This window comes from Streptomyces sp. 142MFCol3.1, assembly GCF_000424945.1.
GTDB classification, from domain to species: Bacteria; Actinomycetota; Actinomycetes; order Streptomycetales; family Streptomycetaceae; genus Streptomyces; species Streptomyces siamensis.
Map to the genome: position 1 here is coordinate 18,191 of NZ_AUKV01000029.1, position 26,062 is coordinate 44,252.

The 26,062-nt window shown below is 71.5% G+C and carries 24 protein-coding genes; 8 read left to right on the forward strand and 16 right to left on the reverse strand.

The window, feature by feature from the left end; all coding sequences use genetic code 11:
- Nucleotides 1-68: 68 nt before the first annotated feature.
- Together H305_RS0133515 and H305_RS0133520 are read left to right on the forward strand one after the other, a co-directional pair.
- Entirely contained in the window at nucleotides 69-689 is a 621-nt protein-coding gene (locus H305_RS0133515) for a DUF47 domain-containing protein (protein ID WP_028804313.1), read from the forward strand.
- 6 nt (nucleotides 690-695) lie between these two features.
- Nucleotides 696-1,694, forward strand: coding sequence for an inorganic phosphate transporter (locus tag H305_RS0133520; protein ID WP_028804314.1), 999 nt, complete (start codon nucleotides 696-698; stop codon nucleotides 1,692-1,694).
- 382 nt (nucleotides 1,695-2,076) lie between these two features.
- On the opposite strand, the gene pstB is transcribed toward H305_RS0133520, so the two are convergent.
- The 11 genes from pstB to H305_RS0133575 all read right to left on the reverse strand — a co-directional run bounded on the left by pstB (nucleotide 2,077) and on the right by H305_RS0133575 (nucleotide 13,858).
- Complete coding sequence (gene pstB / locus H305_RS0133525; protein ID WP_028804315.1) at nucleotides 2,077-2,853, reverse strand: phosphate ABC transporter ATP-binding protein PstB; 777 nt, start codon at nucleotides 2,851-2,853, stop codon at nucleotides 2,077-2,079.
- A 48-nt stretch (nucleotides 2,854-2,901) separates the two neighbouring features.
- A complete protein-coding gene (pstA, locus tag H305_RS0133530) occupies nucleotides 2,902-3,960 on the reverse strand; it encodes a phosphate ABC transporter permease PstA (protein ID WP_028804316.1) in 1,059 nt (352 codons plus the stop codon).
- A complete protein-coding gene (gene pstC / locus H305_RS0133535; protein ID WP_028804317.1) occupies nucleotides 3,957-4,964 on the reverse strand; it encodes a phosphate ABC transporter permease subunit PstC in 1,008 nt (335 codons plus the stop codon). The genes pstA and pstC overlap by 4 nt, the downstream gene beginning before the upstream one ends.
- Nucleotides 4,965-5,059: 95 nt before the next feature.
- Entirely contained in the window at nucleotides 5,060-6,193 is a 1,134-nt protein-coding gene (pstS, locus tag H305_RS0133540; RefSeq protein ID WP_028804318.1) for a phosphate ABC transporter substrate-binding protein PstS, read from the reverse strand.
- Between the two features lie 382 nt (nucleotides 6,194-6,575).
- Nucleotides 6,576-6,998: an NUDIX hydrolase gene (locus H305_RS0133545; protein WP_028804319.1), complete on the reverse strand. Its 423-nt coding sequence runs from the start codon at nucleotides 6,996-6,998 to the stop codon at nucleotides 6,576-6,578.
- Between the two features lie 10 nt (nucleotides 6,999-7,008).
- The gene (locus H305_RS0133550; protein WP_028804320.1) at nucleotides 7,009-8,067 is read right to left on the reverse strand and encodes a CHAD domain-containing protein; all 1,059 of its coding nucleotides are present in this window, start codon (nucleotides 8,065-8,067) and stop codon (nucleotides 7,009-7,011) included.
- Entirely contained in the window at nucleotides 8,048-10,279 is a 2,232-nt protein-coding gene (locus H305_RS0133555) for an RNA degradosome polyphosphate kinase (RefSeq protein WP_028804321.1), read from the reverse strand. The genes H305_RS0133550 and H305_RS0133555 overlap by 20 nt, the downstream gene beginning before the upstream one ends.
- A gap of 333 nt (nucleotides 10,280-10,612) precedes the next feature.
- On the reverse strand, nucleotides 10,613-11,587 hold the full coding sequence (locus H305_RS0133560) for a hypothetical protein (protein WP_028804322.1): 975 nt from the start codon (nucleotides 11,585-11,587) through the stop codon (nucleotides 10,613-10,615).
- Complete coding sequence (locus H305_RS0133565) at nucleotides 11,584-12,543, reverse strand: hypothetical protein (protein WP_028804323.1); 960 nt, start codon at nucleotides 12,541-12,543, stop codon at nucleotides 11,584-11,586. The genes H305_RS0133560 and H305_RS0133565 overlap by 4 nt, the downstream gene beginning before the upstream one ends.
- On the reverse strand, nucleotides 12,540-13,463 hold the full coding sequence (locus tag H305_RS0133570) for an ABC transporter ATP-binding protein (protein WP_028804324.1): 924 nt from the start codon (nucleotides 13,461-13,463) through the stop codon (nucleotides 12,540-12,542). The genes H305_RS0133565 and H305_RS0133570 overlap by 4 nt, the downstream gene beginning before the upstream one ends.
- Nucleotides 13,460-13,858, reverse strand: a complete 399-nt coding sequence (locus H305_RS0133575) for a GntR family transcriptional regulator (RefSeq protein ID WP_028804325.1) — start codon at nucleotides 13,856-13,858, stop codon at nucleotides 13,460-13,462. Before H305_RS0133575 ends, H305_RS0133570 begins: the two co-directional genes overlap by 4 nt.
- Before the next feature lie 123 nt (nucleotides 13,859-13,981).
- Here H305_RS0133575 and H305_RS0133580 point away from each other — a divergent pair, with 123 nt between their 5' ends.
- The 5 genes from H305_RS0133580 to H305_RS0133600 all read left to right on the forward strand — a co-directional run bounded on the left by H305_RS0133580 (nucleotide 13,982) and on the right by H305_RS0133600 (nucleotide 18,694).
- The gene (locus H305_RS0133580; RefSeq protein ID WP_028804326.1) at nucleotides 13,982-14,524 is read left to right on the forward strand and encodes an RNA polymerase sigma factor; all 543 of its coding nucleotides are present in this window, start codon (nucleotides 13,982-13,984) and stop codon (nucleotides 14,522-14,524) included.
- A complete protein-coding gene (locus H305_RS47750; RefSeq protein ID WP_037766140.1) occupies nucleotides 14,521-15,393 on the forward strand; it encodes a hypothetical protein in 873 nt (290 codons plus the stop codon). Before H305_RS0133580 ends, H305_RS47750 begins: the two co-directional genes overlap by 4 nt.
- Before the next feature lie 144 nt (nucleotides 15,394-15,537).
- The gene (locus H305_RS0133590) at nucleotides 15,538-16,398 is read left to right on the forward strand and encodes an ABC transporter ATP-binding protein (protein WP_028804327.1); all 861 of its coding nucleotides are present in this window, start codon (nucleotides 15,538-15,540) and stop codon (nucleotides 16,396-16,398) included.
- On the forward strand, nucleotides 16,395-17,960 hold the full coding sequence (locus tag H305_RS0133595) for an ABC transporter permease (protein ID WP_028804328.1): 1,566 nt from the start codon (nucleotides 16,395-16,397) through the stop codon (nucleotides 17,958-17,960). Before H305_RS0133590 ends, H305_RS0133595 begins: the two co-directional genes overlap by 4 nt.
- Before the next feature lie 89 nt (nucleotides 17,961-18,049).
- The gene (locus H305_RS0133600; RefSeq protein ID WP_028804329.1) at nucleotides 18,050-18,694 is read left to right on the forward strand and encodes a hypothetical protein; all 645 of its coding nucleotides are present in this window, start codon (nucleotides 18,050-18,052) and stop codon (nucleotides 18,692-18,694) included.
- Here H305_RS0133600 and mshD read toward each other — a convergent pair.
- Nucleotides 18,672-19,598 (reverse strand): mycothiol synthase, encoded by a 927-nt coding sequence (gene mshD, locus H305_RS0133605; RefSeq protein WP_028804330.1) that lies wholly within the window; start codon nucleotides 19,596-19,598, stop codon nucleotides 18,672-18,674. The two genes, H305_RS0133600 and mshD, sit on opposite strands and share 23 nt — an antisense overlap.
- Nucleotides 19,599-19,877: 279 nt before the next feature.
- On the opposite strand from mshD, the gene H305_RS0133610 reads away from it, so the two are divergent.
- Complete coding sequence (locus tag H305_RS0133610) at nucleotides 19,878-21,677, forward strand: bifunctional metallophosphatase/5'-nucleotidase (RefSeq protein WP_028804331.1); 1,800 nt, start codon at nucleotides 19,878-19,880, stop codon at nucleotides 21,675-21,677.
- Nucleotides 21,678-21,982: 305 nt separating this feature from the next.
- On the opposite strand, the gene H305_RS47755 is transcribed toward H305_RS0133610, so the two are convergent.
- The 4 genes from H305_RS47755 to H305_RS0133630 form a co-directional block, all read right to left on the reverse strand.
- Nucleotides 21,983-23,482, reverse strand: coding sequence for a sensor histidine kinase (locus tag H305_RS47755; protein WP_051371230.1), 1,500 nt, complete (start codon nucleotides 23,480-23,482; stop codon nucleotides 21,983-21,985).
- A complete protein-coding gene (locus tag H305_RS0133620) occupies nucleotides 23,479-24,210 on the reverse strand; it encodes a response regulator transcription factor (RefSeq protein WP_028804332.1) in 732 nt (243 codons plus the stop codon). Before H305_RS0133620 ends, H305_RS47755 begins: the two co-directional genes overlap by 4 nt.
- 169 nt (nucleotides 24,211-24,379) lie before the next feature.
- Entirely contained in the window at nucleotides 24,380-24,586 is a 207-nt protein-coding gene (locus H305_RS0133625) for a hypothetical protein (protein ID WP_028804333.1), read from the reverse strand.
- Between the two features lie 60 nt (nucleotides 24,587-24,646).
- Nucleotides 24,647-25,843, reverse strand: a complete 1,197-nt coding sequence (locus H305_RS0133630; RefSeq protein ID WP_028804334.1) for a S1C family serine protease — start codon at nucleotides 25,841-25,843, stop codon at nucleotides 24,647-24,649.
- Nucleotides 25,844-26,062 lie beyond the last annotated feature (219 nt).

Here is a 26,062-nt window from a genome sequence, read left to right on the forward strand (position 1 = left end):
CATTAGCCGTGGCCGGATGATGCGCCTAGCATCAGCCTGACCGAACCGAAGCACCCCGAGGACCCCAAGTGCGCTTTCGTCTGACCCCCAGGGAGACGAGCTTCTACGACATGTTCTCCGCGTCCGCGGACAACATCGTCACCGGCTCGAAACTCCTGATGGAACTGCTTGGGGCGGACACCTCCGCCCGGGCCGAGATCGCAGAGCGTATGCGGGCAGCGGAACACGCCGGTGACGACGCGACGCACGCGATCTTCCACCAGCTGAACTCCTCCTTCATCACGCCGTTCGACCGTGAGGACATCTACAACCTGGCCTCGTCCCTCGACGACATCATGGACTTCATGGAGGAGGCCGTCGACCTGGTCGTCCTCTACAACGTCGAGGAACTGCCCAAGGGCGTCGAACAGCAGATCGAGGTGCTGGCCCGGGCCGCGGAGCTGACCGCGGAGGCCATGCCGAACCTGCGCACCATGGACAACCTCACCGAGTACTGGATCGAGGTCAACCGTCTGGAGAACCAGGCCGACCAGATCCACCGCAAACTGCTCGCCCACCTCTTCAACGGCAAGTACGACGCCATCGAGGTGCTGAAGCTCAAGCAGATCGTGGACGTGCTGGAGGAAGCGGCCGACGCGTTCGAACACGTGGCGAACACCGTGGAGACCATCGCGGTCAAGGAGTCCTGAGGCTTCGTGGACACCTTCGCACTGATCGTGACCATCGGTGTCGCGCTCGGATTCACGTACACGAACGGCTTCCACGACTCGGCGAACGCCATCGCGACGTCGGTGTCCACGCGGGCACTGACCCCGCGGGCCGCGCTCGCCATGGCCGCCGTGATGAACCTCGCCGGCGCCTTCCTCGGCAGTGGTGTCGCACACACCGTCAGCAAGGGGCTGATCGAGACGCCCGAGGGCGGCAAGGGGATGGGCATCCTCTTCGCCGCGCTCATCGGGGCGATCGTCTGGAACCTCATCACCTGGTACTTCGGGCTTCCGTCGTCCTCCTCGCACGCGTTGTTCGGCGGGCTCGTGGGGGCGGCGCTCGCGGGGGGTACGACCGTTCTCTGGTCCGGCGTCCTCGACAAGATCGTCATCCCGATGTTCCTGTCGCCGATCGTCGGTCTGATCGTCGGCTACCTGGTCATGTGCGCGATCATGTGGATCTTCCGCAGGGCCAACCCGCACAAGGCCAAGCGCGGGTTCCGGATAGCCCAGACCGTGTCGGCGGCCGGCATGGCGCTCGGTCACGGTCTCCAGGACGCGCAGAAGACGATGGGCATCGTGGTGATGGCCCTCGTCATCGGTGACGTGCAAGGCGCCGACGACCCGATCCCGGTGTGGGTGAAGATCGCCTGTGCGGTGATGCTGTCGCTCGGCACCTACGCGGGCGGGTGGCGCATCATGCGGACGCTGGGGCGGAAGATCATCGAGCTCGATCCGCCGCAGGGGTTCGCCGCGGAGACGACGGGGGCGTCGATCATGTTCGTCACCGCGTTCCTGTTCAAGGCGCCGATCTCGACCACGCATGTCATCACCTCCGCGATCATGGGTGTCGGGGCGACGAAGCGGGTGAACGCCGTGCGGTGGGGGGTCGCCAAGAACATCGTGCTCGGGTGGTTCATCACGATGCCGGCCGCCGGGGTGGTGGCTGCCGCCAGCTTCTGGGTCGTGAACCTGGCGTTCCTCTAGGGTTCGGCGCCCGGGGCGGGGGGTGGGTTTTCGCCCCCTCCGCCCCTGCCCGTCCCTTGTTCCCGGGGCTCCGCCCCCGGACCCCCCGGATCGGCCTGGACGGCCTCGTCCTCAAGCGCCGGACGGGCTGGGGAGCCGGCGCTCAGGACCGCTGAACCGCACATGGGCCTGGACGGCCTCGTCCTCAAGCGCAGGACGGGCTGGAGGGTGTCGCCCTGTACGCAGGGAGCCGGCGCTCAGGACCGCTGAACCGCACATGGGCCTGGACGGAGCGGGTAAAGAATCGGGCCCGCCCCCCGGGAGCCAGGGGGCGGGCCCTTCTTCTTCCTCGCGGTGGCACCGCCATGCAGCACCGCGAGGGTTCTCGGGGAGGACGGGCCGGTCAGCCGAAGCGGCCCGAGATGTAGTCCTCCGTGGCCTGGACCGACGGGTTGGAGAAGATGCGCTCCGTGTCGTCGATCTCTATGAGGCGGCCGGGCTGGCCGACCGCGGACAGGTTGAAGAACGCGGTGCGGTCGGAGACGCGGGCGGCCTGCTGCATGTTGTGCGTCACGATGACGATCGTGAAGCGTTCCTTGAGCTCCCCGATCAGGTCCTCGATGGCGAGGGTGGAGATGGGGTCGAGGGCCGAGCAGGGCTCGTCCATGAGGAGGACCTGGGGCTCCACGGCGATCGCCCGCGCGATGCACAGACGCTGCTGCTGACCACCGGACAGGCCCGAGCCGGGCTTGTTCAGGCGGTCCTTGACCTCGTTCCAGAGGTTGGCGCCCTTGAGCGACTTCTCGACGATGTCGTTCAGCTCGGACTTCTTGTAGGAGCCGTTCAGGCGCAGGCCCGCCGCGACGTTGTCGAAGATCGACATCGTGGGGAAGGGGTTGGGGCGCTGGAAGACCATGCCGATGGTGCGGCGCACGGCGACCGGGTCGACTCCCGTGCCGTACAGGTCCTCGTCGTCCAGGAGCACCTTGCCCTCGACGCGGCCACCGGGGGTGACCTCGTGCATGCGGTTCAGGGTGCGCAGGAAGGTCGACTTGCCGCAGCCGGAGGGGCCGATGAAGGCCGTCACGGAGCGGGGCTCGACCGTCATGGAGATGTCTTCGATCGCCCGGTGGGCGCCGTAGTAGGCGGTCAGCCCGCTCACGTCGATGCGCTTGGCCATGTCTATCACTGCTTCTTTCGCAAGGTTTCGGGTCGCTGATCGGCCGCGTCAGCGGCCCGTCTTGGGTGCCTTCCAGCGCGCGATGCCACGCGCCGCCAGGTTGAGGATCATGACGAAGGCGATGAGCGCGAGTGCCGCTGCCCAGGCCCGGTCGTAGGCCACTTCGGTTCCGGCGCTGTACTGCCGGTAGATGTAGAGCGGAAGCGAGGCCTGCGGGCCCGAGAACGGGTTGTTGTTGATGAAGTTCGTACCCCACACCAACAGCAGCACGGGAGCCGTCTCACCCGTGATGCGCGCGACGGCGAGCATCACGCCCGTGGTGATACCGCCGATGGACGTCGGCAGAACCACCTTGATGATCGTGCGCCACTTCGGGACGCCCAGTGCGAGGGAGGCCTCGCGCAGCTCGTTCGGAACGAGCTTGAGCATCTCCTCGGTGGAGCGGACCACCACGGGCATCATCAGGATCGACAGGGCGAGCGCGCCGGCGAAGCCGGAGTAGCCCATGTCCAGGATCAGGATCCAGAAGCTGAGGATGAACAGACCGGCGACGATCGACGGGACGCCCGTCATGACGTCGACGAAGAAGGTGACGGCGCGGGCGAGCTTGCCCCGTCCGTACTCGACGAGGTAGATCGCGGTGAGTACGCCGATCGGGACGGCGATCAGGGCCGCGATGCCCACCTGCTCCAGGGTGCCGAGGAGCGCGTGGTAGATACCGCCGCCGGGCTCGTTGTCGGCCACCACACCCATGGAGTGGCTGAGGAAGTAGAGGTCGAAGACCTTCACGCCCCGCTTGACGGTCTCCCAGATCAGGGAGGCCAGCGGGACGACGGCGACGATGAAGCAGACCCAGACCAGGCTGGTGGCGACGCGGTCCTTGGCCTGACGACGGCCCTCGACGCGCGCGGCGATGCCGTACGTGCCGAAGACGAAGAGGAGTGCGGCGATCAGGCCCCACTGGACCTTGCTGTCGAGCCCCGCGGCCAGGCCGATGCCTACGGCGAGGGCGACGGCTCCCGCGGCGATGGCCCACAGGGACCACTTCGGGAGGCTGGCGCCGCGCAGGGTGCCGGGGCGCTTGTCGGTGAGGGGTGCGGTGCTCATGCGTTGGCCCCCGAGTACTCCTTGCGGCGGTTGATGATCACGCGCGCCGCGCCGTTGACCAGCAGAGTGATGACGAACAGGACGAGACCCGAGGCGATCAGGGCGTCCTGGCCGAACGTGGTGGCCTCGTTGAACTTGCTCGCGATGTTCTGCGCGAACGTGCCGCCGCCCGGGTCGAGCAGGCTGGCGCTGATGTCGAAGGTCGGGGAGAGCACGGTGGCGACGGCCATCGTCTCGCCCAGCGCGCGGCCGAGACCGAGCATCGACGCGGAGATCACGCCGGAGCGGCCGAAAGGCAGCACCGACATGCGAATGACCTCCCAGCGCGTGGCGCCGAGGGCCAGCGCGGCCTCCTGGTGCATCTGCGGCGCCTGGCGGAAGACCTCGCGGCTCACGTTGGTGATGATCGGAAGGATCATGATCGCGAGCAGGATGCCGACGGTGAGCATCGAGCGGGGCGCTCCGCCCTGCCACTCGAAGATGCCGGTCCAGCCGAAGTAGTGGTCGAGCCAGCCGAACAGGCCGGTCATGTGCGGTACGAGGACGATGGCGCCCCAGAGGCCGTACACGATGGACGGGACGGCGGCGAGCAGGTCGATCACGTACGCGATGGGGCCGCCGAGTTTGCGGGGCGCGTAGTGCGTGATGAACAGCGCGATGCCGACGGCGACCGGGACCGCGAGGGCCATGGCGATGATCGCGGAGACCACCGTGCCGAAGGCCAGGACCGCGATGCCGAAGGTCGGCGGCTCGAGGTTGGTGTTCCACTCGAAGGCGGTGAGGAAGTTCGCGTCGTCCTTGCTGATCGCGAGGGCGGCGCGGTAGGTGAGGAAGACCGCGATGGCGGCCATGATCACCAGGAGAAGGATGCCGGACCCGCGGGAGAGGCCGAGGAAGACACGGTCCCCGGGGCGGGTGCCGCCATGGGCCGTGCGCTTGTGCACGGCGGTGGAACGCGGTGGGGTGGGGGGAGGCGCTTCAGTGTTCTGTGTCGATATGTCCATCGTGAGTCTCCGGTCTGCGGAGCCGGATGGCGGCTCCAGGCGGCGGTGCACCGGACGGTGCGGCCCACCTCGGTGAGGCGGGCCGCACACTCGGGTCAGCTCAGGTTCGAGACGGTGGAACGAACCTTGGTGATGATCTCGGCGGGGATCGGCGCGTACTGCGCGTCGGTCAGGAGCTTCTGACCGTCCTCGCTCGCGATGTAGTTGAGGAAGGACTTGGTGGCGGCCAGGGTGTCGGCCTTGTTGCCCTTCTCGCAGACGATCTCGTAGGTGACCAGAGTGAGCGGGTAGGCGCCCTCGGCGGTCGGCTTGTAGTTCAGCTCCAGGGCCAGGTCGTTGCCGACACCGGCGACCTTGGCGGTGGAGATGGCCTTGGTGGCGTTCTCGACGGTGGCCTTGACCGGGGTGGCGGCCTCCGTCTTGAGGTCGACGGTGCTGATGCCCTCGGCGGCGTAGGAGAGCTCGAAGTACGAGATCGCGCCCGCGGTCTGCTTCACCTGCTGGGCCAGGCCGGAGGAGCCCTGGGCGGACTGGCCGCCCTTCGCCTGCCAGGCCTTGCCGCCCGAGTACTTCCAGTCCGACGGGGCGACGGCCTTCAGGTACTTGGTGAAGTTGTCCGTGGTGCCGGACTCGTCCGAGCGGTGGAACGCCTGGATCTTGGTGCTGGGGAGCTTCGCGTCGGGGTTCAGCTTGGCGATCGCGTCGTCGTTCCAGGTCTTGATCTTGCCGTCGAAGATCTTGGCGAGCGTCGAGGCGTCCAGGACGAGGTTGTCGACACCCGGCAGGTTGTAGCCGATGGCGATGGGGCCGCCGACCATGGGCAGGTCGACCGCGGCGTTGCCGCCGCACGCCTTCTTGGCCGCGGTGGCCTCTTCGGGCTTGAGGGGCGAGTCCGAACCGGCGAACGCGGTCTGGCCCTGCGTGAAGGCCGTGACGCCGGCGCCCGAACCCGTCGGGTTGTAGTTGATCTGGACGTCCTTGCAGGCGGCCGTGTAGGCCTTGACCCAGGCGTCGATCGCGTTCTTCTGGGCGGAAGAGCCGGAGGCCTGGAGCTGGCCCTTGGCGTCGTCGCACTTGATGGCGCTGTTGTTGCTGGCCGCCGACGAGCTGCCGCCACCGTTGTCCTTGCCGGTGTCGTCCGAGCCGCACGCCGTGAGGGCCAGGGCGCCGGAGACGGCGACAGCACCGAGCGAGAGGGCGCGAAGCCGGTTCTTGCGCTGAAGCTTCACTTTCGGGAGTTCCTTCCAGGAGCCGCCGTCAGGTTGGCGGCGTGCGAGGTTCGGTGTCATGCGGAGGCTCCGTCGAGAAGGCGCTCCGCACCGGGTAAGGCCGAAATTAGGCAGAACAGGTGAAGCCGCCGATGGCCATAAGTGAACGAGGGGTGAACCCCTGCGGACGGTGCGGTGAGGTCACGGAACGCTTACGTCGAGGACACGGGTCGGTTTCCGGCAACTCGGGTCCCACGGACAACTCTAGGCATATGCGCGAAATGGTTCATATCTCATCGTGAACGGCGCCGCGCCGTGCAGAACGGCGATCGCCCGGTGCATACGCGCGAGAGCGAGCGCATGTACCGGGCGGAAGGTCGATCCTCTGCCGGGGCCGGACTCCCTAGGCCAGGCGCAGCACGTCCGGCAGGGCGTCGATCAGGTCGCGGTCCCGGGACTGGCTCACCTGGTGACGGGCCGCCGTGGGCGAGAGCCACAGGACACGGTCGACCTCGCGGTTCGGCGTGAAATGGCCGCCCACCGCCTCGGCCGCCCAGTAGCGGACCTCCTTGGGACGGCCGCCGACGAGGTAGCAGAGAGCGGGGAGGGCGGCACCCGGGGCGGCGACGTAACCCGTCTCCTCCTCCACCTCGCGGACCGCCCCCGTGAGCGGGTCCTCGCCGCGCTTCAGCTTGCCCTTCGGGTGCGACCAGTCGTCGTACTTCGGCCGGTGCACGAGGCAGATCTCCAGCTCCCCGTCGAACGGGGAGCGACGCCACAGGACGCAGCCCGCCGCGCGGACGGTCTCGTCTGCCGTGGGTGCCATGGGGCCTCCCTCAGGGGGTGCGTACGGCTTCCTTCTGCCATGCCTGCTGGAAAGCGAAGCGGGCCGCCTCCACCTCGTGCCGCTGGTCGGCGTGGAGCACACCGAGCGCGTACGCCGTCGCCGGGGCGATCCGCGGGGTGCGCGCCGCCGAGGCGGCGGCCGAGGCCGCCTCCGCGGCGTCCCGGTGCCGGTTCAGCGCCTGGCCCGCGGCGAGCAGTCGCACGTCCACCGGGCACTCCTGGCCGTACAGCACCTCGCGGGCGTAGCGGTGCAGCCGCAGCAGCAGCCGGACCTGGTGCCACGGCGCGTCCTGCGGCTGCGGGACGGTGTCGGCGGACAGGCCGTGTACGAGCGCCTCCGCGTTGTAGGGGTGGCCCGCGGTGACCAGCGGCAGCGCGGCGACGGCGTCCGTCAGCCGGTCCTCCGCGGCGGCGGCCGACGGACGCAGGTCGGTGCCGGCCGCGCCGGGGACCAGCGGGACCTCGCTGGCGAGCACGGCCACGCTGTCGGCGACCGCGTGGAAGCGGGAGGAGCCCAGTGCCTGGAGGGCCGCGGAGTGCGCGCGGGTGCGGGCCAGCGTGAGCTGACGGTCCAGCAGGGCGCCCGCCTTCGCCGCGCCGACGGTCAGGTTCCCCTTGGGGGCCGCGGGGGTGCCCGACGTGGGCAGGGTGGCGCCGGAGAGCCGGTTGAGGGCGCCGAGCAGGCGTTCCAGCCGGGCTCCGTACGCGTGCTCGCGCGCCAGGGCCCCGGACAGCCAGGCCAGTTCGGGGCGCATGCCCTCCGACCATTCCGCTTCGAGCAGGGGGCGGAAGGTGTGCAGACTGCCGCTGATGCGGCGGGCCGAGCGGCGCAGGGCGCGCACCGCGTCGACCGACTCCTGCGAGCCGTTCGCCGCGCCACCGGTCTCCCGGTGCTGGCGCAGCGAACGGAGGAACTCCGTGGCCTGGGCCCTCAGATAGGCCGCGAGGTCGTCTCCGGTAGGTGTGCCTCCCTGCGCGAGCGGGGCGGGGAGCCGGGGAGAGGACCGGGCCGCGGGGTTGGTGGGGGGATCAAGGTGCTGCTGTGCCACGCCGGCGCCTCCGGGCGTCTATGAGCATCTCCTGGACGTTCCGCAGGGGCTGGCCATCCGCGTCGGTCGCGTGCCGGGTCCACTCTCCGTCGGGGCCGAGGTGCCAGGAGGCGGTGGTGTCGGACATACCGGTTTCGAGCAGCCGGTTGAGGGCCGCCCGGTGGGCCGGATCCGTGACCCGGACCAGTGCCTCGATCCGCCGGTCGAGGTTGCGGTGCATCATGTCGGCGCTGCCGATCCACACTTCGGGCTCGCCGCCGTTGCCGAAGCCGAAGACCCGGGAGTGCTCCAGGAAGCGGCCGAGGACGGAGCGGACCCGAATGTTTTCGGACAGGCCCGTGACGCCGGGGCGCACCGCGCAGATGCCGCGCACCCATACGTCGACCGGGACGCCGGCCTGGGAGGCGCGGTACAGCGCGTCGATGATCGCCTCGTCCACCATCGAGTTGACCTTGATGCGCACGTAGGCCGGGCGTCCGGCGTTGTGGTGCTGGACTTCCTTGTTGATCCGCGCGATCAGGCCGTCGCGCAGGGACTTGGGGGCGACCAGGAGCCGTCGGTAGGTCTCGCGGCGCGAGTAGCCCGAGAGCCGGTTGAACAGGTCGGAGAGGTCCGCGCCGACCTGCGGGTCGGCGGTGAGCAGTCCGAGGTCCTCGTACAGCCGGGCGGTCTTCGGGTGGTAGTTGCCCGTGCCGACGTGGCTGTAGCGGCGCAGGGTGTCGCCCTCCTGCCGCACGACGAGCGACAGCTTGCAGTGGGTCTTGAGCCCGACGAGCCCGTACACCACGTGGCAGCCGGCCTCCTCCAGCTTGCGGGCCCACTTGATGTTGGCCTGCTCGTCGAAGCGTGCCTTGATCTCGACGAGGACGAGGACCTGCTTGCCCGACTCGGCGGCGTCGATGAGTGCGTCGACGATCGGCGAGTCGCCGGACGTGCGGTACAGGGTCTGCTTGATGGCGAGCACGTCCGGGTCGGACGCGGCCTGCTCCAGGAACGCCTGCACGGAGGTGGAGAAGGAGTCGTAGGGGTGGTGCAGCAGGACGTCGCGCTCGCGCAGGGCGGCGAAGATGTCGGGCGCGGAGGCCGACTCGACCTCGGCGAGGTCGCGGTGGGTGCCCGCGATGAACTTCGGGTACTTCAGCTCGGGCCGGTCGAGGGCGCCGATGCCGAAGAGGCCGGTGAGGTCCAGGGGACCGGGCAGCGGGTACACCTCGGCCTCGGAGATCTTCAGCTCGCGGACCAGCAGGTCGAGGACGTACCGGTCGATGGACTCCTCGACCTCCAGGCGCACCGGCGGCCCGAAGCGGCGCCGCATGAGCTCCTTCTCCAGCGCCTGGAGCAGGTTCTCGGTGTCGTCCTCCTCGACCTCCAGGTCCTCGTTCCTGGTGAGGCGGAAGGTGTGGTGCTCGAGGACCTCCATGCCCGGGAAGAGCTCTTCCAGGTGGGCCGCGATGACGTCCTCGATGGGGACGTAGCGGTTCGGGGAGGCCTCCAGGAAGCGGGAGAGCAGCGGCGGGACCTTGACGCGCGCGAAGTGGCGGTGGCCGCTGACCGGGTTGCGCACGACGACGGCCAGGTTCAGCGACAGGCCGGAGATGTAGGGGAAGGGGTGCGCCGGGTCGACGGCCAGCGGGGTCAGGACGGGGAAGATCTGGTGCCGGAAGAGAGTGAACAGGCGGGCCTGTTCCTTCTCGGTCAGTTCGCCCCAGCGGACCAGGTGGACGCCCTCCTCCGCGAGGGCGGGGGCGACGTCCTCCTGATAACAGGCCGCGTGCCGGGCCATGAGCTCGCGGGAGCGGGCCCAGATCATCTCCAGGACCTCGCGGGGCTGGAGACCGGAGGCGGACTTCGTGGCCACGCCCGTGGCGATGCGGCGCTTCAGGCCCGCCACCCGGACCATGAAGAACTCGTCCAGGTTGCTGGCGAAGATGGCCAGGAACTTGGCGCGCTCCAGCAGGGGCGTGTCCGGGTCCTCGGCGAGTTCGAGGACGCGTTCGTTGAACGCCAGCCAACTGCGCTCCCGGTCCAGGAAGCGGCCCTGCGGCAGGGTGACGCCGTCCTGCGCCGAGTCCTCGTAGGCATCGAGGTCGGCATCGATGTCGGGCTCGAGGTCGGAGACGTTCGCCGCCACCGTGTGCGGGCGGTGCGCGGCTATGGAGCCGACGGACGGCTGCGGGTGCTTGACCGGTGCCTGGGCGCTTGGCTGGTTCATGGACCCATTCTTCCGCGCCGAGGGCGAGACCGGCGCGTCGGACAGGGCGGGTGGCAGCGCGGCGATGCGGATGATCCGGTTCCGCACGACCGGCGTACGCTCGCTCCCCGTCGCCGGCGTGGGATCACCGTCCGGCACGAGCTCGTGGTCCGGCGGAGGCGAAGGCTCGGGCACGGCGGGCTTCATTGCTCGAGCGTTGCAAGGTCGTCTGAATCGATGGTTAAGACGACATGACGTGCGGGATATGGCGGAGCGGCTCCCGGACGTCCGCACGCCCGGGAACCGCGTACCGGCCCGCCCCTCGTGGGGCGGGTGCCACCGGGGGCGGGAGGGCTACGGGGTGCGGCGGCGCAGGAGCCGGAAGGCGCCCGCGGTGGCCAGGGCCGCGACGGCGAGGACGATGCCGGTCTCCACCAGCTGGAGCGGCCAGAAGTGGGACTCGGGGTGGTAGGTGGCCCAGAAGTCCTTCAGGCCGGAGTGCCGCATGCAGTCCTGGATGTCGGCGGTGCTGTCGGAGCCGACGCAGGTCAGGTCGCCGCCGATGCGCCTGCCGGTGGCAGTGACCACGCCGTGTTCGAAGTCCAGGGAGTTCACCGGAAGGCGCAGGGCCGTCCGGCCGGTGGCCGTGTCGGCGGGCCACAGGCCCGTCCGTACCTGCTCCAGCACGGTGTGCAGCACCAGGACCGCGGCGAGGGCCGCGCCGACGGCGGGCAGGGCCTTCCGGGCCACCAGTCCGGCGAGCGCGCCGAGGGCCAGGCCCGCCAGGACGTGGGCGACGGCGACCGGGCCGGTGGAGACGAAGACGTCGGGGTCGTACCAGGCTCCGACCAGGTCGGGGTTGTCGTCCTGGCGGGCCCAGACGGTGAGGAGCACTGCCGCGGTGGTGCCGGCCGTCAGGAGGGCCGCGGGCAGGGCGAGCTTCGCGGTGAGCCAGCGCACCGGCGTCACGGACTGGCTCCAGGCCAGCTGCGCGGTGCCGCTCTCCAGCTCGCGGCCGATCAGGGCGCCCCCCGCCCAGGCGGCCACCGGGAACATCAGGTACGACAGGACGGTGCCGACGGAGTCGATGCCGGCGCCGTACGTCTCGTCGGTGCCGATCGCCCGGAGGGCCGAGCAGCTCGGCAGGCCGGTGCCAGGCGAACCGCACGGGCCGATGGCCGCGCGGGCGTCCGCGCCGATGGCGTACATCCAGACCAGGGTCGCCGCGACGGCGAGCAGGGCGGCGCCCCCGGCGATCAGCGCCGCGCGGTGCAGGCGCAGCACGGTCCAGGTCAGACCGGACGGACGGCGCAGGGTCGGGGCGCTCACGGGGCGGACCTCCTCTTCAGGACGCCGAAGGCGACGGCGACGAGAACGGCGGTGGCGGCCAGCAGGACGCCGGTCTCCAGGAGCTGGCGGGGCCAGTAGTCGGGGGACGGCAGGTACTCGCGGGTGAAGCGGACGACGTCGTGCCGGTCGAGGCAGGCGCGGTCCGAGTAGCAGCCGGGGTCGCGGATCTCGGCGCCGGTGGAGGTGATCGCCCGGCTGCGGACGGACAGTTCGGGCTGCTGGTAATGGCCCTGGAAGGGCCAGGAGTTGGCGCGGAAGGCGTTGACCAGGAACTGTGCGACGCCCGCGACCGCGAGGGCGGGCAGCGTGCGGCGCAGCACGAGTCCGGCGACCGCGCCGACGGCCAGGCCGAGGAGCGGCGCGGCGACCGTGGCCGGGCCCAGGGAGAAGCGCAGGGCGCGCGGTCCGATGCCGGCCATCAGAAGGTTGCCGTGGGCGGACCAGAGCAGTTCGTAGAGCACGACCAGCAGGGTCGTGCCCGCGGTGACGATCAGCGCGGGCACCGCCAGCTTGGCGGCGAGCCAGCGGGCGGGCGTCACGGACTGGGTCCAGGCGAGCTGCGCGGTGCCGGTCTCCAGTTCGCGGGCGATCAGCGCGCCGCCCGCGAACACGGCCACCGCGAACGAGGCGAGGTCCAGCAGGGAGGACGGGGCGTAGAAGAGGTCGTTGTAGGTGCCCGAGAGGTAGGTGGAGGTGGTCCCCGAGGACCAGGCTGCCTCGTGGACGCCGGAGTATCCGAGCGTGTCGAGCTTCTCCTGCGTGGAGCCGGCGCCGGGCCCGTACAGCCACAGCAGCAGCCCCGCGGTGAGGACGACGAAGCCGGTCCAGATCCACAGCGCGGTGCGGTGCAGTCGCAGGACGGTCCAGACCAGGCCGCGGGGGCGGGGGAGGGGGAGGGCGCGGCGCGCGGGGGCCGCGAGGGTGGTGGCGCTCACGCGGTCACCCCCGCCGGGGTCGCGGTCGTGCCCGGGGTGAGCAGGGCCGGGGCCGAGGGGGAGCGCAGATGGGCGAGGAGGAGTTCCTCCAGGGACGGCTCCGAGGTCTCCCAGCCGTCACCGACCGGCCCGTCGCGGCGGATCAGCGCGGTCAGGCCGCGGCCGGTGGCGCGGGACTCGACGACGGTGTGCGGGGCGAGGTCGGCGGGGGTGCCGCGGCCGGTCACCACGCTGTGCGCGTGGAGCAGGTCGTCGATGCCGCCGCCGAGCCGTATCCGGCCGTTGCCCAGGAGCAGCAGGTGATCGCAGGCGTCGGCGAGTTCGGCGACGATGTGCGAGGACATCAGCACCGTCGTGCCGTGTTCGGCGGCGTCCGCCATGAGCGTGCCCAGCAGTTCGTGGCGGGCCAGCGGGTCGAGGTCGGCCATCGGTTCGTCGAGCAGCAGCAGTTCGGGCCGCTTGCCGAGCGCGAGGGCGAGTGCCACGCGGGTGCGCTGGCCGCCGGACAGGCCCCGGACCCGGGCCTTCGGGTCGAGGGAGCCCTGCTCGACGATCGTGGCGGCGTGCGCGGCGTCCCAGCGGGCGGGGTTGAGTTCGGCGCCCATGCGCAGCGTCTCGGCGACGGTGAGCTGGGGGTGCAGGGGCTTGTCCTGGGAGAGGTAGGCAATGCGTTCGCGTGCCTCGGCAGGTGCGGTGCCGAGGACGGTGAGTGTGCCGGAGGTGGGCCGCAGCAGTCCGGCGGCGGTGGCCAGCAGCGTCGACTTGCCCGCTCCGTTGGGACCGACGAGGGCGCTCACCCGTCCGGCCGGGAGACGGAAGGAGCAGTCGTCGAGGGCCGCTGCGGAACGCCTGCCGTACCGCAGGGTGAGCCCGTGCGCCTCGACGGCGACGGCGGGCGGGGTGGTGCTGGTGGAACTCACTGGTCCCCCTTCGGGAAGTGTGCGTCCAGTACGGAGCCGAACAGCGCGGCGACGTCCTCGCGGTCGAGTCCCGCGGCGTGCGCGCTCTTCGCCCAGGCGTCGAGTTCCGCGCGCAGCGGCGAGTCCGCCGGGGCGGCACCGAGGGTCCTGCGGACGAAGGTGCCGAGGCCGCGGCGTGCCTCGACCAGTCCCTCGCGTTCGAGTTCGCGGTAGGCCTTGAGGACGGTGTTCGGGTTGATGGCGGTGGCCTCCACGACCTCACGGGCCGTGGGGAGTTTGTCGCCCGGCTCCAGCAGGCCCAGACGGAGGGCCTGCTGGGTCTGCTGGACGATCTGCAGATAGGTGGAGACGCCGCTGCGGCGGTCGATGCGGTACTCGATGCCGTGGTCCCCCATGGCGAAACCCCCTTTCACTAATTGAGTAGTGAAAGGGTGGTGCAAGAAGGTGCCCGGAGTCAAGGCGAAGATTTCGCGGACCGATCCGTGAACCGATCGGCAGGGCTCGTCCGATGAGGGGGTGTGAGGGAAACGAGAAGCGACGGAGAACTGCTGCGGGCCATCGCGGCGGACGAGGACCGTCGCGCCTTCGAGGAGCTGTACCGGCGCTACGCGCCGTGGCTGACCGCGCGGCTGCGCGGCCGGTGCGCCGACGCCTCGGTCGTCGACGACGTCGTGCAGGAGACGTTCCTCTCGGTGTGGCGCGGCACCGCCCGCTACCGCGAGGACGGCGACCCGGCGGGCTGGCTGTGGCGCATCGCCTCACGCCGGCTCATCGACACACTGCGCGGCGACGGCGCGCGCGGCCGGCTCCGGCAGACCCTGGCCCGCCTGCGGCACCGCGACGAAGCCTCCGCCGAGGAACGCGTCCTCGCCGGTGTGGAGCACGGCGACCTGGCCGGCGCACTGACCCGGCTGTCGCCCGAGCTCCGGGCGGTCCTCCAGGCCACGGTGATCGACGGACTCACCACCAGAGAAGCGGCCGTCCTGCTGGGGATTCCGCCCGGCACGGTCAAGACGCGGGCGCTGCGTGCCCGCAAGCAGCTGAGGGAGGCGCTGGCATGAGCGCACACGGTACGGCCTGGCACGTGCCGGAGGACGACCTGCGGGCCTACGCACGAGGCGAGGCCGCACCTCCCCGGCTCTGGTCCACCGACACGCACCTCGCCTCCTGCGCGTGGTGCCGCGAGGCACTGGCCGCGCTCAGCGACCCGGTCGCCCTGGACGCCGGCTGGGAACGGCTCGACGCCGAGCTGGACGCCCCGCGGCCGGGCCTCGTCGAGTCGCTGCTGGTGCGTGCCGGCGTCGCCGAGCACACGGCGCGGCTGCTGACGGCCACGCCGGTGCTGCGCCGCTCCTGGCTGGGCGCGGTCCTCGCCGTGCTCGTCATGACGGTGGTGGCGGCCGACGCGGTGCGGACCACGGCCACGCCCACGATGTTCCTGGCACTCGCACCGCTGCTGCCGCTCGCCGGGGTCGCCCTGTCCTACGGGCCCGCGCTCGACCCGACGTACGAGATGGCGGTCGTCTCCCCGACCCACGGCTTCCGGCTGCTCATGATCCGCACGGTCGCGGTGCTCACGGTGAGCCTCGGCCTCAACGGTCTCGCCACCCTCGCCCTCCCCTCCTACGGGCTGCGCGCGCTGGCCTGGCTGCTGCCCGCCCTCGCCCTCACCGGGAGCGGCCTCGCGCTGACCCCCCGGCTCGGGCCGGTCCTCGCGCCTTCCCTGGTGGGCGGCGCGTGGATCGCGCTGCTGATGGCGGCACGGTCGGCGGCCGAGGCGCACGCGACGCTCGCGCCGTTCACCGCGGCGGGCCAGGGCGTCGCCGCGGCCGTCGCGGTGCTCGCCACGGGCCTGCTCTACCTCGTGCGCGACCGGTTCGACGCCTCCCGCGTGCCCCTCACCGACACCTTCCGCGGCGGCGCGGCGTGACCACCCCGGCCACCGCGCCGACCGCTTCCCCACGTCTCCCACGGGCGCGCCGCGTGACCGCCGCTCCCGTCCACCTCACTCCTCCGACAGGAGCGTCGCGTGACCGCCGCCCCTGACCACCACTCCGACAGGAGCCATCTGCGCATGCCGCCCACCGTCTCCGCCTCCGGCCTGACCCTCCGCTACGGCGGAACCGTCGCCCTCGACGACGTCTCCCTGCGACTGGGCGAAGGCGTCACCGGACTGCTCGGCCCCAACGGCGCCGGCAAGACCACCCTGCTGCGGGTCCTCGCGACCGCGGTACCCGCCGACCGGGGAGCCTTCACCGTCCTCGGGCACGACCCCGGCAGCCCGTCCGGCCGCCTGGACGTCCGGCGCCGGCTGGGCTACCTGCCCCAGACACCCGGCTTCCACCAGGACTTCTCCGCCTTCGCGTTCGTCGACTACGTGGCGATCCTGAAGGAGCTGACGGACCGCACCGCCCGGCACCGCGAGGTGCGGCGCGTGCTGGACGCCGTCGACCTGTCCGACGTGCGCGGCAAGCGCATCAAGAAGCTGTCCGGCGGCATGCGCCAGCGGGTCGCGCTGGCCGCCGCACTCGTCGGCGACCCGGGCTTCCTCGTCCTCGACGAGCCGACTGTCGGCCTCGACCCCGAACAGCGCATGCGCTTCAGGGAGCTGATCGCCCAGGCGGGCGAGGGGCGCACCGTCCTGCTCTCCACCCATCAGACGGAGGACGTCGCGATGCTCTGCCACCGCGTGATCGTGATGGCCTCGGGACGGATCCGCTTCGAGGGCACGCCCGCGGAGCTGACCGCGCGGGCGGCCGGCCGGGTCTGGAGCAGCACGGAACGCGACCCGGGCGCCCGCGCCGGATGGCGTACGGGCGCGGGCAGCTTCCGCAATGTCGGCGACCCGCCGCCGGGCGCCGAGCTCCTCGAACCGACCCTGGAGGACGGCTACTTGCTCACCCTCGACGGCGAGACCGCGGAGGTGGCCGCATGAGCGCCGCCGACACGATCGAACGGACGGCCCCCACGGGGGCGGAGCCTTCCTCGCCCGGGCAGGGCTCCAGGACGCGCGCCGTCCTCGCCCTGGCCCGCTTCGAAGCCCGCGAACTGCTCCTGCAGATCCCGGTGTTCGCCTTCCTCGTGCTGTACGTCGTCTACACCGGCTGGCAGATGTTCTCCGGCCGGGACGGCATGGACGACTTCCCGGTCCTGCAGGACGTCGACCGCGACACCCAGTCGGGGCCCATGCTCCTCGGCGTCGCGCTCTTCGTCTGCGCCAACCGGGCCGTGCTGCGCTCGCGCCGGCGGGACACCGACCGCCACCTCGACGTCCTCCCCATGGAGCCGTGGCGGCGCACGGTCGCCCACGGGCTGTCGGTCGTACCCTTCGCCGCCGTCACCGCGCTGGTCGTCACCTTCCAGTTCACCTGGGCGGCGCTCGAGCCCGGCGCCGTCGGTCACGGATCACCGGCCGAACTGGCCGTGGGCCCGCTGTCGGTGCTCCTCTCCGGCGTACTCGGAGTGCTGACCGCCCGGCTGGTGACCAGCTCGTTCGCCGCACCGCTCCTCGTCGTCGGCATCGTCGCCTTCGGCACCCTGGTCTCCGTCGGGGCGAGCGACGCGCACTGGCAACGGTGGCTGTGGCCGAGCGTCTCCGAGACGAGCCGCACCGCGCTCCCGTCCGACCTGATCGGCCGCCCGGCCGCCTGGCACGCGCTGTACCTGTCCGGGCTCGTGGTGCTGCTGCTGTGCCTCGCCGTGCTGAGGGGAGGCGGCCGGACACGCACCACCGTGGCCGTGACGGCTCTCGCCCTCGCCGCGACGGGCGCCGGGGTCGCCGGGCAGTCCCCGGGCGACCCTGCCTCGCTCGCCGCCGCCCGCACCGAGGCGACCGTCACCCCGCAGAAGGTGCAGTCCTGCGTCACCCACGGCAGGTCGACGTACTGCGCGTACCCGGAGTGGACCGGCCGCACCGCCGACTGGGCACGCGTCGTCGACGGCGTCCAGTCCCTCGCGGGCGGAGCGGCCGGCGGTGAGCGGCTGACCGTGCGCCAGCGGGTCGACGCCCGCTACGGCCTGGACGGTGACGCGGCCCTCGCCCCGTCCACCACCCGTGGCACCGTCACCGTCGGCACCCGGTGGGGCGGCAACCGCACCCCCGAGTTCGCGGTCGGCGTCGCCTCGGTCCTCGTCGCCGGGGACGAGGAGTCCGCCGGCACGATGTGCGACGCCCGCGGTGTGACGGCCATGTGGCTGGCGCTGGGCGCGCTGCCCCACCCGACGACCGCGTTCACGAACGTCACCCTCGACGACCACGTCGACGGCGACGAGGTCATCCTGGCCCCCACCAACCCGATCTCCCTGACCTCCGAACAGACCCGTATCGTCCAGGAGTTGCTCCAGCGTCCCCGCTACAGCGTCGTCCCCAGGGTGAAGGCGCACTGGGCGGAGCTCACCTCCCCCAAGACGTCCGCGGCGCGGGCGGCCGAGCTCCTCGGGGTCCCCGCCGGCGACGGAGGCACGAAGACCTCGGACGGTGACTCGTGCGGGGGCTAGGGACTGCCGCCGCGGCGGGACCCGCGCCGTCTCCCGGAGGCGGCACAACGCCCCCCGCGGCCACGGCGCCCGGCGCGGGCCCCTACGCCGTGGCCGGCGCGCTGCTGCCGCCCCTGTGGCGCGCCCTGCCCCGGGCGGCCCTCATCACCGGTGCCGTCCTGGCGCTGCTCCTGGCCGCCCTGCCCCGGCTGCTGTCCACCGAGCCCGACCCGTGGCTGAGCCTCAACCTGCTGCGGGCCGCCGCCCTCACCCTCGGTCTGGGCCTGGCCTTCCTGCTGGACGACCCGGCCCGGCACACCACCGCGCCGGTGCCGACCCGGCGGCCGGTGCGCGCCGGGCTGCGGGTCGCGCTCGTCGCCCCGCTCGTGGCGCTGTGCTGGACGGCCGCGCTGCTCCTGACGCCGGCGCGGGTGCGGCCCCCGGTCGGCGCGCTCACCCTGGAGGCGGGTGCCCTGGCCCTCCTCGCGCTGGCCGCCGCCTCCCTGGCGGTGCGGTGCACGGACGCGGCCGAACCGGGCGTCGTGGTGTCGGCCGGGCTGCTGGGCACCGTCTGCGCCGCGGCCGTGCTGCTGCCCTACCGCTGGACGCTGTTCCCGTCGGCCGACGACCCGGCCTGGGGCGACGCGCACCAGCGGTGGGCGTGGCTGCTGGCCGGCGCGGCCGTGACGGTCGTGTACGCCAGCGCGGAACCCGTCCGCCGCCGGCGCGTCCTCAGGACTCGGTCCGGTACATGAGGTCCGTCTCGTGCGTCACGAAGCCGAGCCGCTCGTACACCGTCACCGCCGCCTTGTTGTCGGCGTCGACGTAGAGCATCGCGGTCGGCAGGCCCTGGGCGGCCAGGTGACGCAGACCGATCGTGGTCAGCGCCTTGCCCAGGCCGCCGCCCTGGGAGCCGGGACGCACACCGAGGACGTACACCTCGCCGATCTGCTCCTCGGCGTGCACCTTGGTCCAGTGGAAGCCGACCAGTTCGCCGCGCTGGAAGGCCAGGAAGAACCCGGAGGGGTCGAACCACGGCTCGGCCATCCGGTCGTCCAGGTCCCGCTGGGTGAGGGAGCCCTGTTCGGGGTGGTGGGCGAAGGCCTCGGAATTGACGGCCAGCCAGGCGGCGTCGTCCCGGCCGGGCACGAAGGCCCGGACGTTCGTACCGTCCGGGAGCTTCGGCTCCCCGAGATCCATCCTCTCCAACGGCCGCCGCATCTGGCGCAGTTCGCGGAACAGAGTGAGTCCGAGGACCTGCGCCAGGTGCCGGGCCGCGGAGTGCCCGCCGTGCGCCCACACCCGCAGCCGCTTCCCCGACTCGGCCAGCAGCGCGGAGCCGAGCGCCCGGCCGTGCCCGTGCCCGCGGTACGCCGGGTGCACGACCAGCTCGGCGGCGGGGGCCTCCACCGGATCGGTGTCCTCCAGTTGCGCGTACCCGACCAGTTCGGGACCGACGGTCAAAAGCAGATGCCGTACGCCCTCCCGGGGCCCGCCCTTCAGCTGGAGCCGTCCCTGCTCGGACACCGCCTGCTGGCCGTCGGACCGGGCGGCCTCCGCGAGCAGCCCGAGCACGTCCTCCGCCTGGGCCGGGGTGAGCTCGGAGAAGGTCTGGATGGAACGCGAGTGCGCAAACGGTGCGGTGTCGTCGCTGGTCATGCATACGAGGGTACGGCCCGGTGATTTCCGGACAAGGAGTTGAGCGCGGCGGATGTCCGTCGTGGCGGGCTGTCCGGGCGGCCGTGGTCGGGTGGAGGCCGTCTCCCGGTGAACCGATGGCAACCAGTCCGTAACCGCTAACCCCCTGTTGCGCTACGCGCGTTGAATCTAAGGTGCGTGCACGAGCCACAGCCGTCCCACAGGTCTCGTGGTTCCGGCGGACCGCCCCCGCGGCGGTCCTGGCTCCCGCAGCTCTCACCGGTCTCCAGGGGGGATCCCATGCAGCCGACGCCCCGGCACAGACGTACTCATCGCATGCTCGCGGCAGCGGCAGGACTGGCCACCGTCGGTGCGCTGGCCTCCGCGATGCCCGCGAGCGCCGGCCAGGACACGGCGACTCCGTCGCACCACAAGGGCAGCGGCCGCTACCAGGACGTGCAGTTGCTGTCCTTCAACGACCTGCACGGCAACCTGGAGCCGCCGTCCGGCTCCTCCGGCCGCGTCACCGAGCAGCAGGCCGACGGCACGACGAAGACGATCGACGCGGGCGGCGTGGAGTACCTCGCCACCCATTTGCGCGAGGCCCGCAAGAACCACAAGTACTCGATCACGGCCGGGGCCGGTGACATGGTCGGCGCCTCCCCGCTGATCTCCGGGCTCTTCCACGACGAACCGACGGTCGACGCGCTGAACAAGCTCGACCTGGACGTGACGAGCGTCGGCAACCACGAGTTCGACGAGGGTGCCAAGGAGCTCGCACGGCTCCAGAACGGCGGCTGCCACCCGAAGGACGGCTGCTACGACGACGACGAGAAGTTCCGCGGCGCCGACTTCCCCTACCTCGCGGCGAACGTCACCGACGAGAAGACCGGCAAGCCGATCCTCGCGCCGTACTGGGTGTGGCGGAAGAACGGCGTCAAGGTCGGCTTCATCGGCGTGACCCTGGAGGGCACCCCGAACATCGTCTCCGCCGAGGGCGTCAAGGGCCTGAAGTTCGGCGACGAGGTCGAGACGATCAACAAGTACGCCAAGGTGCTCCAGCGCCAGGGCGTGAAGTCGATCGTCGCGCTCATCCACGAGGGCGGCGCGCCCGTCTCGCAGTCGTACAACTACGACTGCGACAGCCCCGGTCCCGGCGACGGCATCTCCGGCCCCATCGTCGACATCGCCAAGAACGTCACGCCGGCCGTGGACGCGCTCGTCACCGGCCACACCCACCAGGCGTACGCGTGCACGATCGACGACCCGGCGGGCAACCCCCGTATGGTCACCTCGGCGTCCTCCTTCGGCCGCCTCTACACGGACACCACGCTGACCTACGACCGCTGGAGCGGGGACATCGCCCGTACCGCGGTGAAGTCCGCGAACCACGTCGTCACCCGTGACGTGGCGAAGGCCGCCGACATGACGGCGCTGATCGGCAAGTGGAAGACCCGCTCCGCCCCGATCGCCTCGCGTCCCATCGGCTACATCGCCGGAGAGATCGGCAACGCCGGCACCGAGTCCCCGCTCGGTGACGTGATCGCCGACGCGCAGCTCGCCCACGCCAGGTCGCTCGACCCCGAGGCCGATCTCGCGCTGATGAACCCCGGCGGCATCCGCGCCGGCCTCACCTATGCCGCGAGCGGCGGCGAGGGCGACGGCGTCGTGACGTACGGCGAGGCGTACACGGTGCAGCCCTTCTCCAACACCGTGAACCTCGTGAACCTGACCGGCGCGCAACTGATCACCGGGCTCCAGCAGCAGGTCAGCGGCGCCAACGAGGCCGCGCCGAAGATCCTCCAGGTCTCCTCCGGTCTCACCTACACGCTGGACCTGACGAAGACGGGCGCCGCCCGTGTCGTCACCGACTCGATCAAGCTCGACGGCGCCGCGATCGACCCGGCGGCCACCTACCGCGTCGCGATGAACTCCTTCCTCGCGGGCGGCGGCGACGGCTTCGCCGAGCTCGGCAAGGGCACCGGTGTCCTCGTCGGAGGCGACGACCTGGCGGCCTTCGAGTCCTTCCTGACGGCCAACTCCTCGGCCACCGACCCCTATCCGGTGCCCGCGGCGAACCGGATCACGGTTCTGAAGTAACCGCACCGATCACGGAATGCACCCGGGAAATGGCCTGCCCGTTTCCCGCGTGCATTCCAGGTGAGGCCCGGGGCTGGCTCCCGTCCCGTCGGGCGGCAGTTCCCGTCCCGCCTTGAGGGCAGGATGCAGCCTTCAGCCCGTCCGGCGTTCCAGGACTAGGCCGTCCAGGCCGGCGGGGGGCTGGGGGCGGAGCCCCAGGGGACGGGTCGGACAGGGGCGGCGGGGGCGAAGAAGCGTCGTGAGCCCGCAGCGGCGTTGGGCGCGGCGTTCAGGCGGGCCGCAGGTTCCCGGGTGAGCCCGGGCTGCTATTCCGTTTCGTAGGGCTCGAACTTCTCGTAGGTGCCGAAGAGTTCCGGCGGCGGCGTCGGCGCCCCGGGAAGCCGAACCGTCGCGACCGTACCGCCCCCCTGCGCGGGCCCGAGCGACACCTCGCCCCCGCACTGCTGCACCGTACGGGCCACGATCGACAGACCGAGCCCCGATCCGGGCAGCGCACGGGCGGACTGGGAGCGCCAGAAGCGGTCGAAGACGTGCGGAAGCTCCTCCGCGGGGATCCCCGGCCCATGGTCGCGGACCGTCAGCTCACCCTCCTTCAGCACGACCTCGATCGTGCCGCCCTCGGGGCTGAACTTCACCGCGTTGTCGAGGATGTTCACGATGGCCCGCTCCAGCGCGGCGGGCTCGGCCTTCACGAACCAGGGCTGGAGGTCCGCCGTGATCGTCAGCTCGGGCCCGCGCAGCCGGACCCGGCGCAGTGCCGCCTCGACGGTGTCCTCCAGTGCGACGAATTCGACGCGGTCGGCGGGCTGGCCGGAGTCCGACCGCGACAGCGTCTGGAGGTCGCCGATCAGTGCCGCCAGCTCGGTCATCTGCGCGGTGACCGAGGCGAGGAGCGCCTTGCGGTCAGCCGGGGGGAGCGGCCGGCCGGTCTCCTCGCTGCGGGAGAGGAGCTCTATGTTCGTCCGCAGCGAGGTGAGCGGCGTCCGCAGTTCATGGCCCGCGTCGGCGATGAGCTGCTGCTGGAGATCGCGGGAGCTGGCGAGTGCGGACGTCATCGAGTTGAAGGAGCGGGACAGCCGGGCGACCTCGTCCTCGCTGTCCTCCTCCACGGGGATGCGGATGGTGAGGTCCTCGGTGCGGGCCACGTGCTCGACGGCCTCGGTGAGCCGGTCCACGGGGCGCAGCCCGGCGCGGGCGACGGCCAGTCCGGCCGCCCCGGCGCCGACCACTCCGACGCCGCCGACGACGAGGAGGAACACGGCCAGCTCGCTGAGGGTGGAGTTGGTGCCGCTGAGCGGCAGGGCGTTCAGGACGGCGGCGTCCGCCACCACGGTCGGGCGGCCGTTGGGCCCGTCGATCGTCAGGGGGGCCGTCAGTACGCGTACGGGGTTGCCCTTGGTGTCGACGCCGTTGCGGAGGATGCCCTCGTCGCGGATCGGATTCTTGGCCAGGCCGGTGTCGCTGTCGGTGACCTTGACGGTGCCGAAGGAGTTCGAGGAGACGCAGGACTCGCCGTCGACCTTGACCACCTGGAGGTAGTACTCGGTGTTCGCGCGGAGCTCGCCCGGATCCGGTGCCTGGTCGCTCTGGTCGGTCTGGCCGCAGTTGGCGATGCTGTCGACGATGGCGGGCCGCATGGGGTGGCTCGCCTGCGACTTCAGCTCACTGTCGACCTGGTCGTACAGCTTGCCGCGCACGATGAACCAGCACGTCACGGACACGGCGGCCACCGCGAACGCCACTGCCGCCGCCACCAGCAACGCCAGTCGCGACCGCAGCGGCAGAGCCCGGAACCTGCGGATCACTCCGCGCCGCCCGACCTGAGGACGTAGCCCACGCCCCGCACCGTGTGCACCAGGCGCGGCTCGCCGCCCGCCTCGGTCTTGCGGCGCAGGTACATGACGTACACGTCGAGGGAGTTGGACGAGGGCTCGAAGTCGAAGCCCCAGACCGCCTTCAGGATCTGCTCGCGGGTGAGGACCTGGCGCGGGTGGGCCATGAACATCTCCAGCAGGGTGAACTCCGTGCGGGTCAGTTCGACGGGACGGCCCGCCCGGGTGACCTCACGCGTCGCCAGGTCCATCCGGAGGTCACCGAAGACGAGTGCGTCGTCCTCCTGGGTGCCGACCGCCGCCGCGGCGTACGAGCTGCGCCGCAGCAACGCCCTGACGCGCGCGAAGAGCTCGTCGAGCTCGAAGGGCTTCACGAGGTAGTCGTCGGCGCCGGCGTCCAGGCCGGTGACGCGGTCGCCGACCGTGTCGCGCGCGGTGAGCATCAGGATCGGCGTGGTGGTCCCCGCGCCGCGCATCCGGCGTGCCGCCGTCAGCCCGTCCATGCGCGGCATCTGGATGTCCAGGACCACCAGGTCGGGCCGTCCGGCCGTCGCCTTCTCCAGGGCGTCCGCGCCGTCGACCGCGACCTCGGTCTCGTACCCCTCGAAGGCGAGGCTGCGCTGGAGTGCTTCGCGCACGGCCGGCTCGTCGTCGACGATCAGGATGCGCTGGGGGTCACGGTCGCCATCGGCGGGGCTCATGGGCGTCGGTTCCTCGGGGTGCGGTGGGACGGGGCTCGACTCATTCAGCCTCGCACGTTTCCGGGCGGGCGCGGAGAGGACCGGCGGGCCGCCGGAGGCCCGCCGGCCGGGGTGTGCGGCCTCCCGATGGCGGACCGGTCCGGCGCCGGCCGCGTGGCGCGCACGGCGTTCAGCCCCGCAGTGCGTCCAGCCGGTGCAGGCGCACCCGGCGGCGGTGGGTCCGGGTGGCGGGGGTGCGGAGGCCCATCAGCTGCGGCGCGATCTCGGGCGCCCGGGTCGCGGTGGGGGCGTGCAGTTCCCCGATGACCGCCAGGGCCAGGTCCAGCTTGGCCGGATCGATGCCGGCGACCGTCGCGTGCGATATCTGCTTGATCATGACGAACCTCCTGGATCGGTGCCCCTCGGGGCGGTGGTGCACGCTCGTCCGGGCGTGCGGTCAGCTGTCCGAGCCCCCTGCCCGCAAATCGGCCAGGTCTGCCTTGACGGTGTTGATCGGGATGGCGAAGCCGAGGCCGACGCTGCCCGCGCTCGACGAGGAGGACGAGTCCGAAGCGGCCGAGTACATCGCCGAGTTGATGCCGATGATGTTGCCGTTCATGTCGATCAGCGCTCCGCCGGAGTTGCCCGGGTTGAGCGAGGCGTCGGTCTGGAGCGCCTTGTACGTCGTCGTCGACGACCCGGTGTCGCCGTTGAACTCGCGGCCGCCGAACTCGAACGGCCACCGGCCGCCGCCGTCGCCCTGCTGCTGGCCCTGGCTCTCGTCGGTCGAGACGGTCACGTCGCGGTCGAGTGCGGAGACGATGCCGCTGGTGACGGTGCCGGTCAGGCCCTCGGGGGAACCGATCGCGACGACCTGGTCGCCGACCTGGACGCCGTCGGAGTTGCCGAGCGTCGCGGTCTTCAGACCGGACGGCGCGTCCTCCAGCTTGATCAGCGCGAGGTCCTTCTTGCTGTCGGTGCCGAGGACCTGCGCGGCGTAGGACTTGCCGTCGCTCAGCCGCACCTTGATCGACGAGGCGCCGGAGACGACGTGGTTGTTGGTGATGATCTCGCCGTCGGCCGTGATGATCACGCCCGATCCGGTGGACGAGCCCGCGTTCGAGGTCGCGCCGATCTCGACGATGCTCGGGCCGACCGCCTTGGCGACCCCGGCGACCGTGCCCTTCTGGCTGGTGGGCACCACGTTGGTGCTGGTGCTGCTGGAGGCCACGGTCTCGTCGCCGGTGAGCTCCTGTATGCCGTACGCGGTGCCGCCGCCGATGGCCGCGGCGACTATGGCGACCGCCGCGAGCAGGGCCAGGGGACCCTTGGCGCGCTTCTTCGTGGGTGCGGCCGGCTCCGGCTGGACGGTGGCGAACGCCGCGGTGGGAGCGGAGTCCGGCTCCGGGTACGCGGCCCAGCCGCCGCCGTGGCCAAAGCCTCCGTCACCGCTCTGACCGGTGCCCGGCCACACGGTGGTGCCCGGCTCGACGGCGTAGGGCCCGGCCGGCGCGTACGCCGGCGGGGGAGGCCACTCGGGGTCCACCGGTGAAGAGGCGTGCTGCTGCTGAGCCGCCCCCGGGTGCAGGGGGTGTGCCGGCTGGTGGTCGTCGCCCTGGTGGTGGTCGCCGCTGCGGCGGAAGCTCTCGGTCATGCAATTGAGAGTGTCCCGGGATCATGAGAGCTCCCTGAATGTGTCCTGAGAAGCCCGACAGAACCTCGTATGCCCGATATAAAGGCCCGCGAGCCCGGGAAACGGCGGGTTGCGTGAGGGTGATGACACGGAGGGCGACGGACGAATACTTGTCCGACCGCTGTGAAGGGCGTGTGCCCTGGGACTCCTGAGGCCTACGCTCTCCGCGCCGGAGGGGGG

Bases quoted from the DNA above. Each gene is read 5' to 3' on its own strand.
- H305_RS0133595 (WP_028804328.1), top strand. From the start codon at position 16,395: ATGAGCGCCGCCGACACGATCGAACGGACGGCCCCCACGGGGGCGGAG.
- H305_RS0133575 (WP_028804325.1), bottom strand. From the start codon at position 13,858: ATGGGGGACCACGGCATCGAGTACCGCATCGACCGCCGCAGCGGCGTC.
- H305_RS0133620 (WP_028804332.1), bottom strand. From the start codon at position 24,210: ATGAGCCCCGCCGATGGCGACCGTGACCCCCAGCGCATCCTGATCGTC.
- H305_RS0133555 (WP_028804321.1), bottom strand. From the start codon at position 10,279: ATGAACCAGCCAAGCGCCCAGGCACCGGTCAAGCACCCGCAGCCGTCC.
- H305_RS0133630 (WP_028804334.1), bottom strand. From the start codon at position 25,843: ATGACCGAGAGCTTCCGCCGCAGCGGCGACCACCACCAGGGCGACGAC.
- pstA (WP_028804316.1), bottom strand. From the start codon at position 3,960: ATGAGCACCGCACCCCTCACCGACAAGCGCCCCGGCACCCTGCGCGGC.
- H305_RS0133625 (WP_028804333.1), bottom strand. From the start codon at position 24,586: ATGATCAAGCAGATATCGCACGCGACGGTCGCCGGCATCGATCCGGCC.
- H305_RS0133590 (WP_028804327.1), top strand. From the start codon at position 15,538: ATGCCGCCCACCGTCTCCGCCTCCGGCCTGACCCTCCGCTACGGCGGA.
- H305_RS47750 (WP_037766140.1), top strand. From the start codon at position 14,521: ATGAGCGCACACGGTACGGCCTGGCACGTGCCGGAGGACGACCTGCGG.
- H305_RS0133610 (WP_028804331.1), top strand. From the start codon at position 19,878: ATGCAGCCGACGCCCCGGCACAGACGTACTCATCGCATGCTCGCGGCA.
- mshD (WP_028804330.1), bottom strand. From the start codon at position 19,598: ATGACCAGCGACGACACCGCACCGTTTGCGCACTCGCGTTCCATCCAG.
- H305_RS0133545 (WP_028804319.1), bottom strand. From the start codon at position 6,998: ATGGCACCCACGGCAGACGAGACCGTCCGCGCGGCGGGCTGCGTCCTG.
- pstB (WP_028804315.1), bottom strand. From the start codon at position 2,853: ATGGCCAAGCGCATCGACGTGAGCGGGCTGACCGCCTACTACGGCGCC.
- pstC (WP_028804317.1), bottom strand. From the start codon at position 4,964: ATGGACATATCGACACAGAACACTGAAGCGCCTCCCCCCACCCCACCG.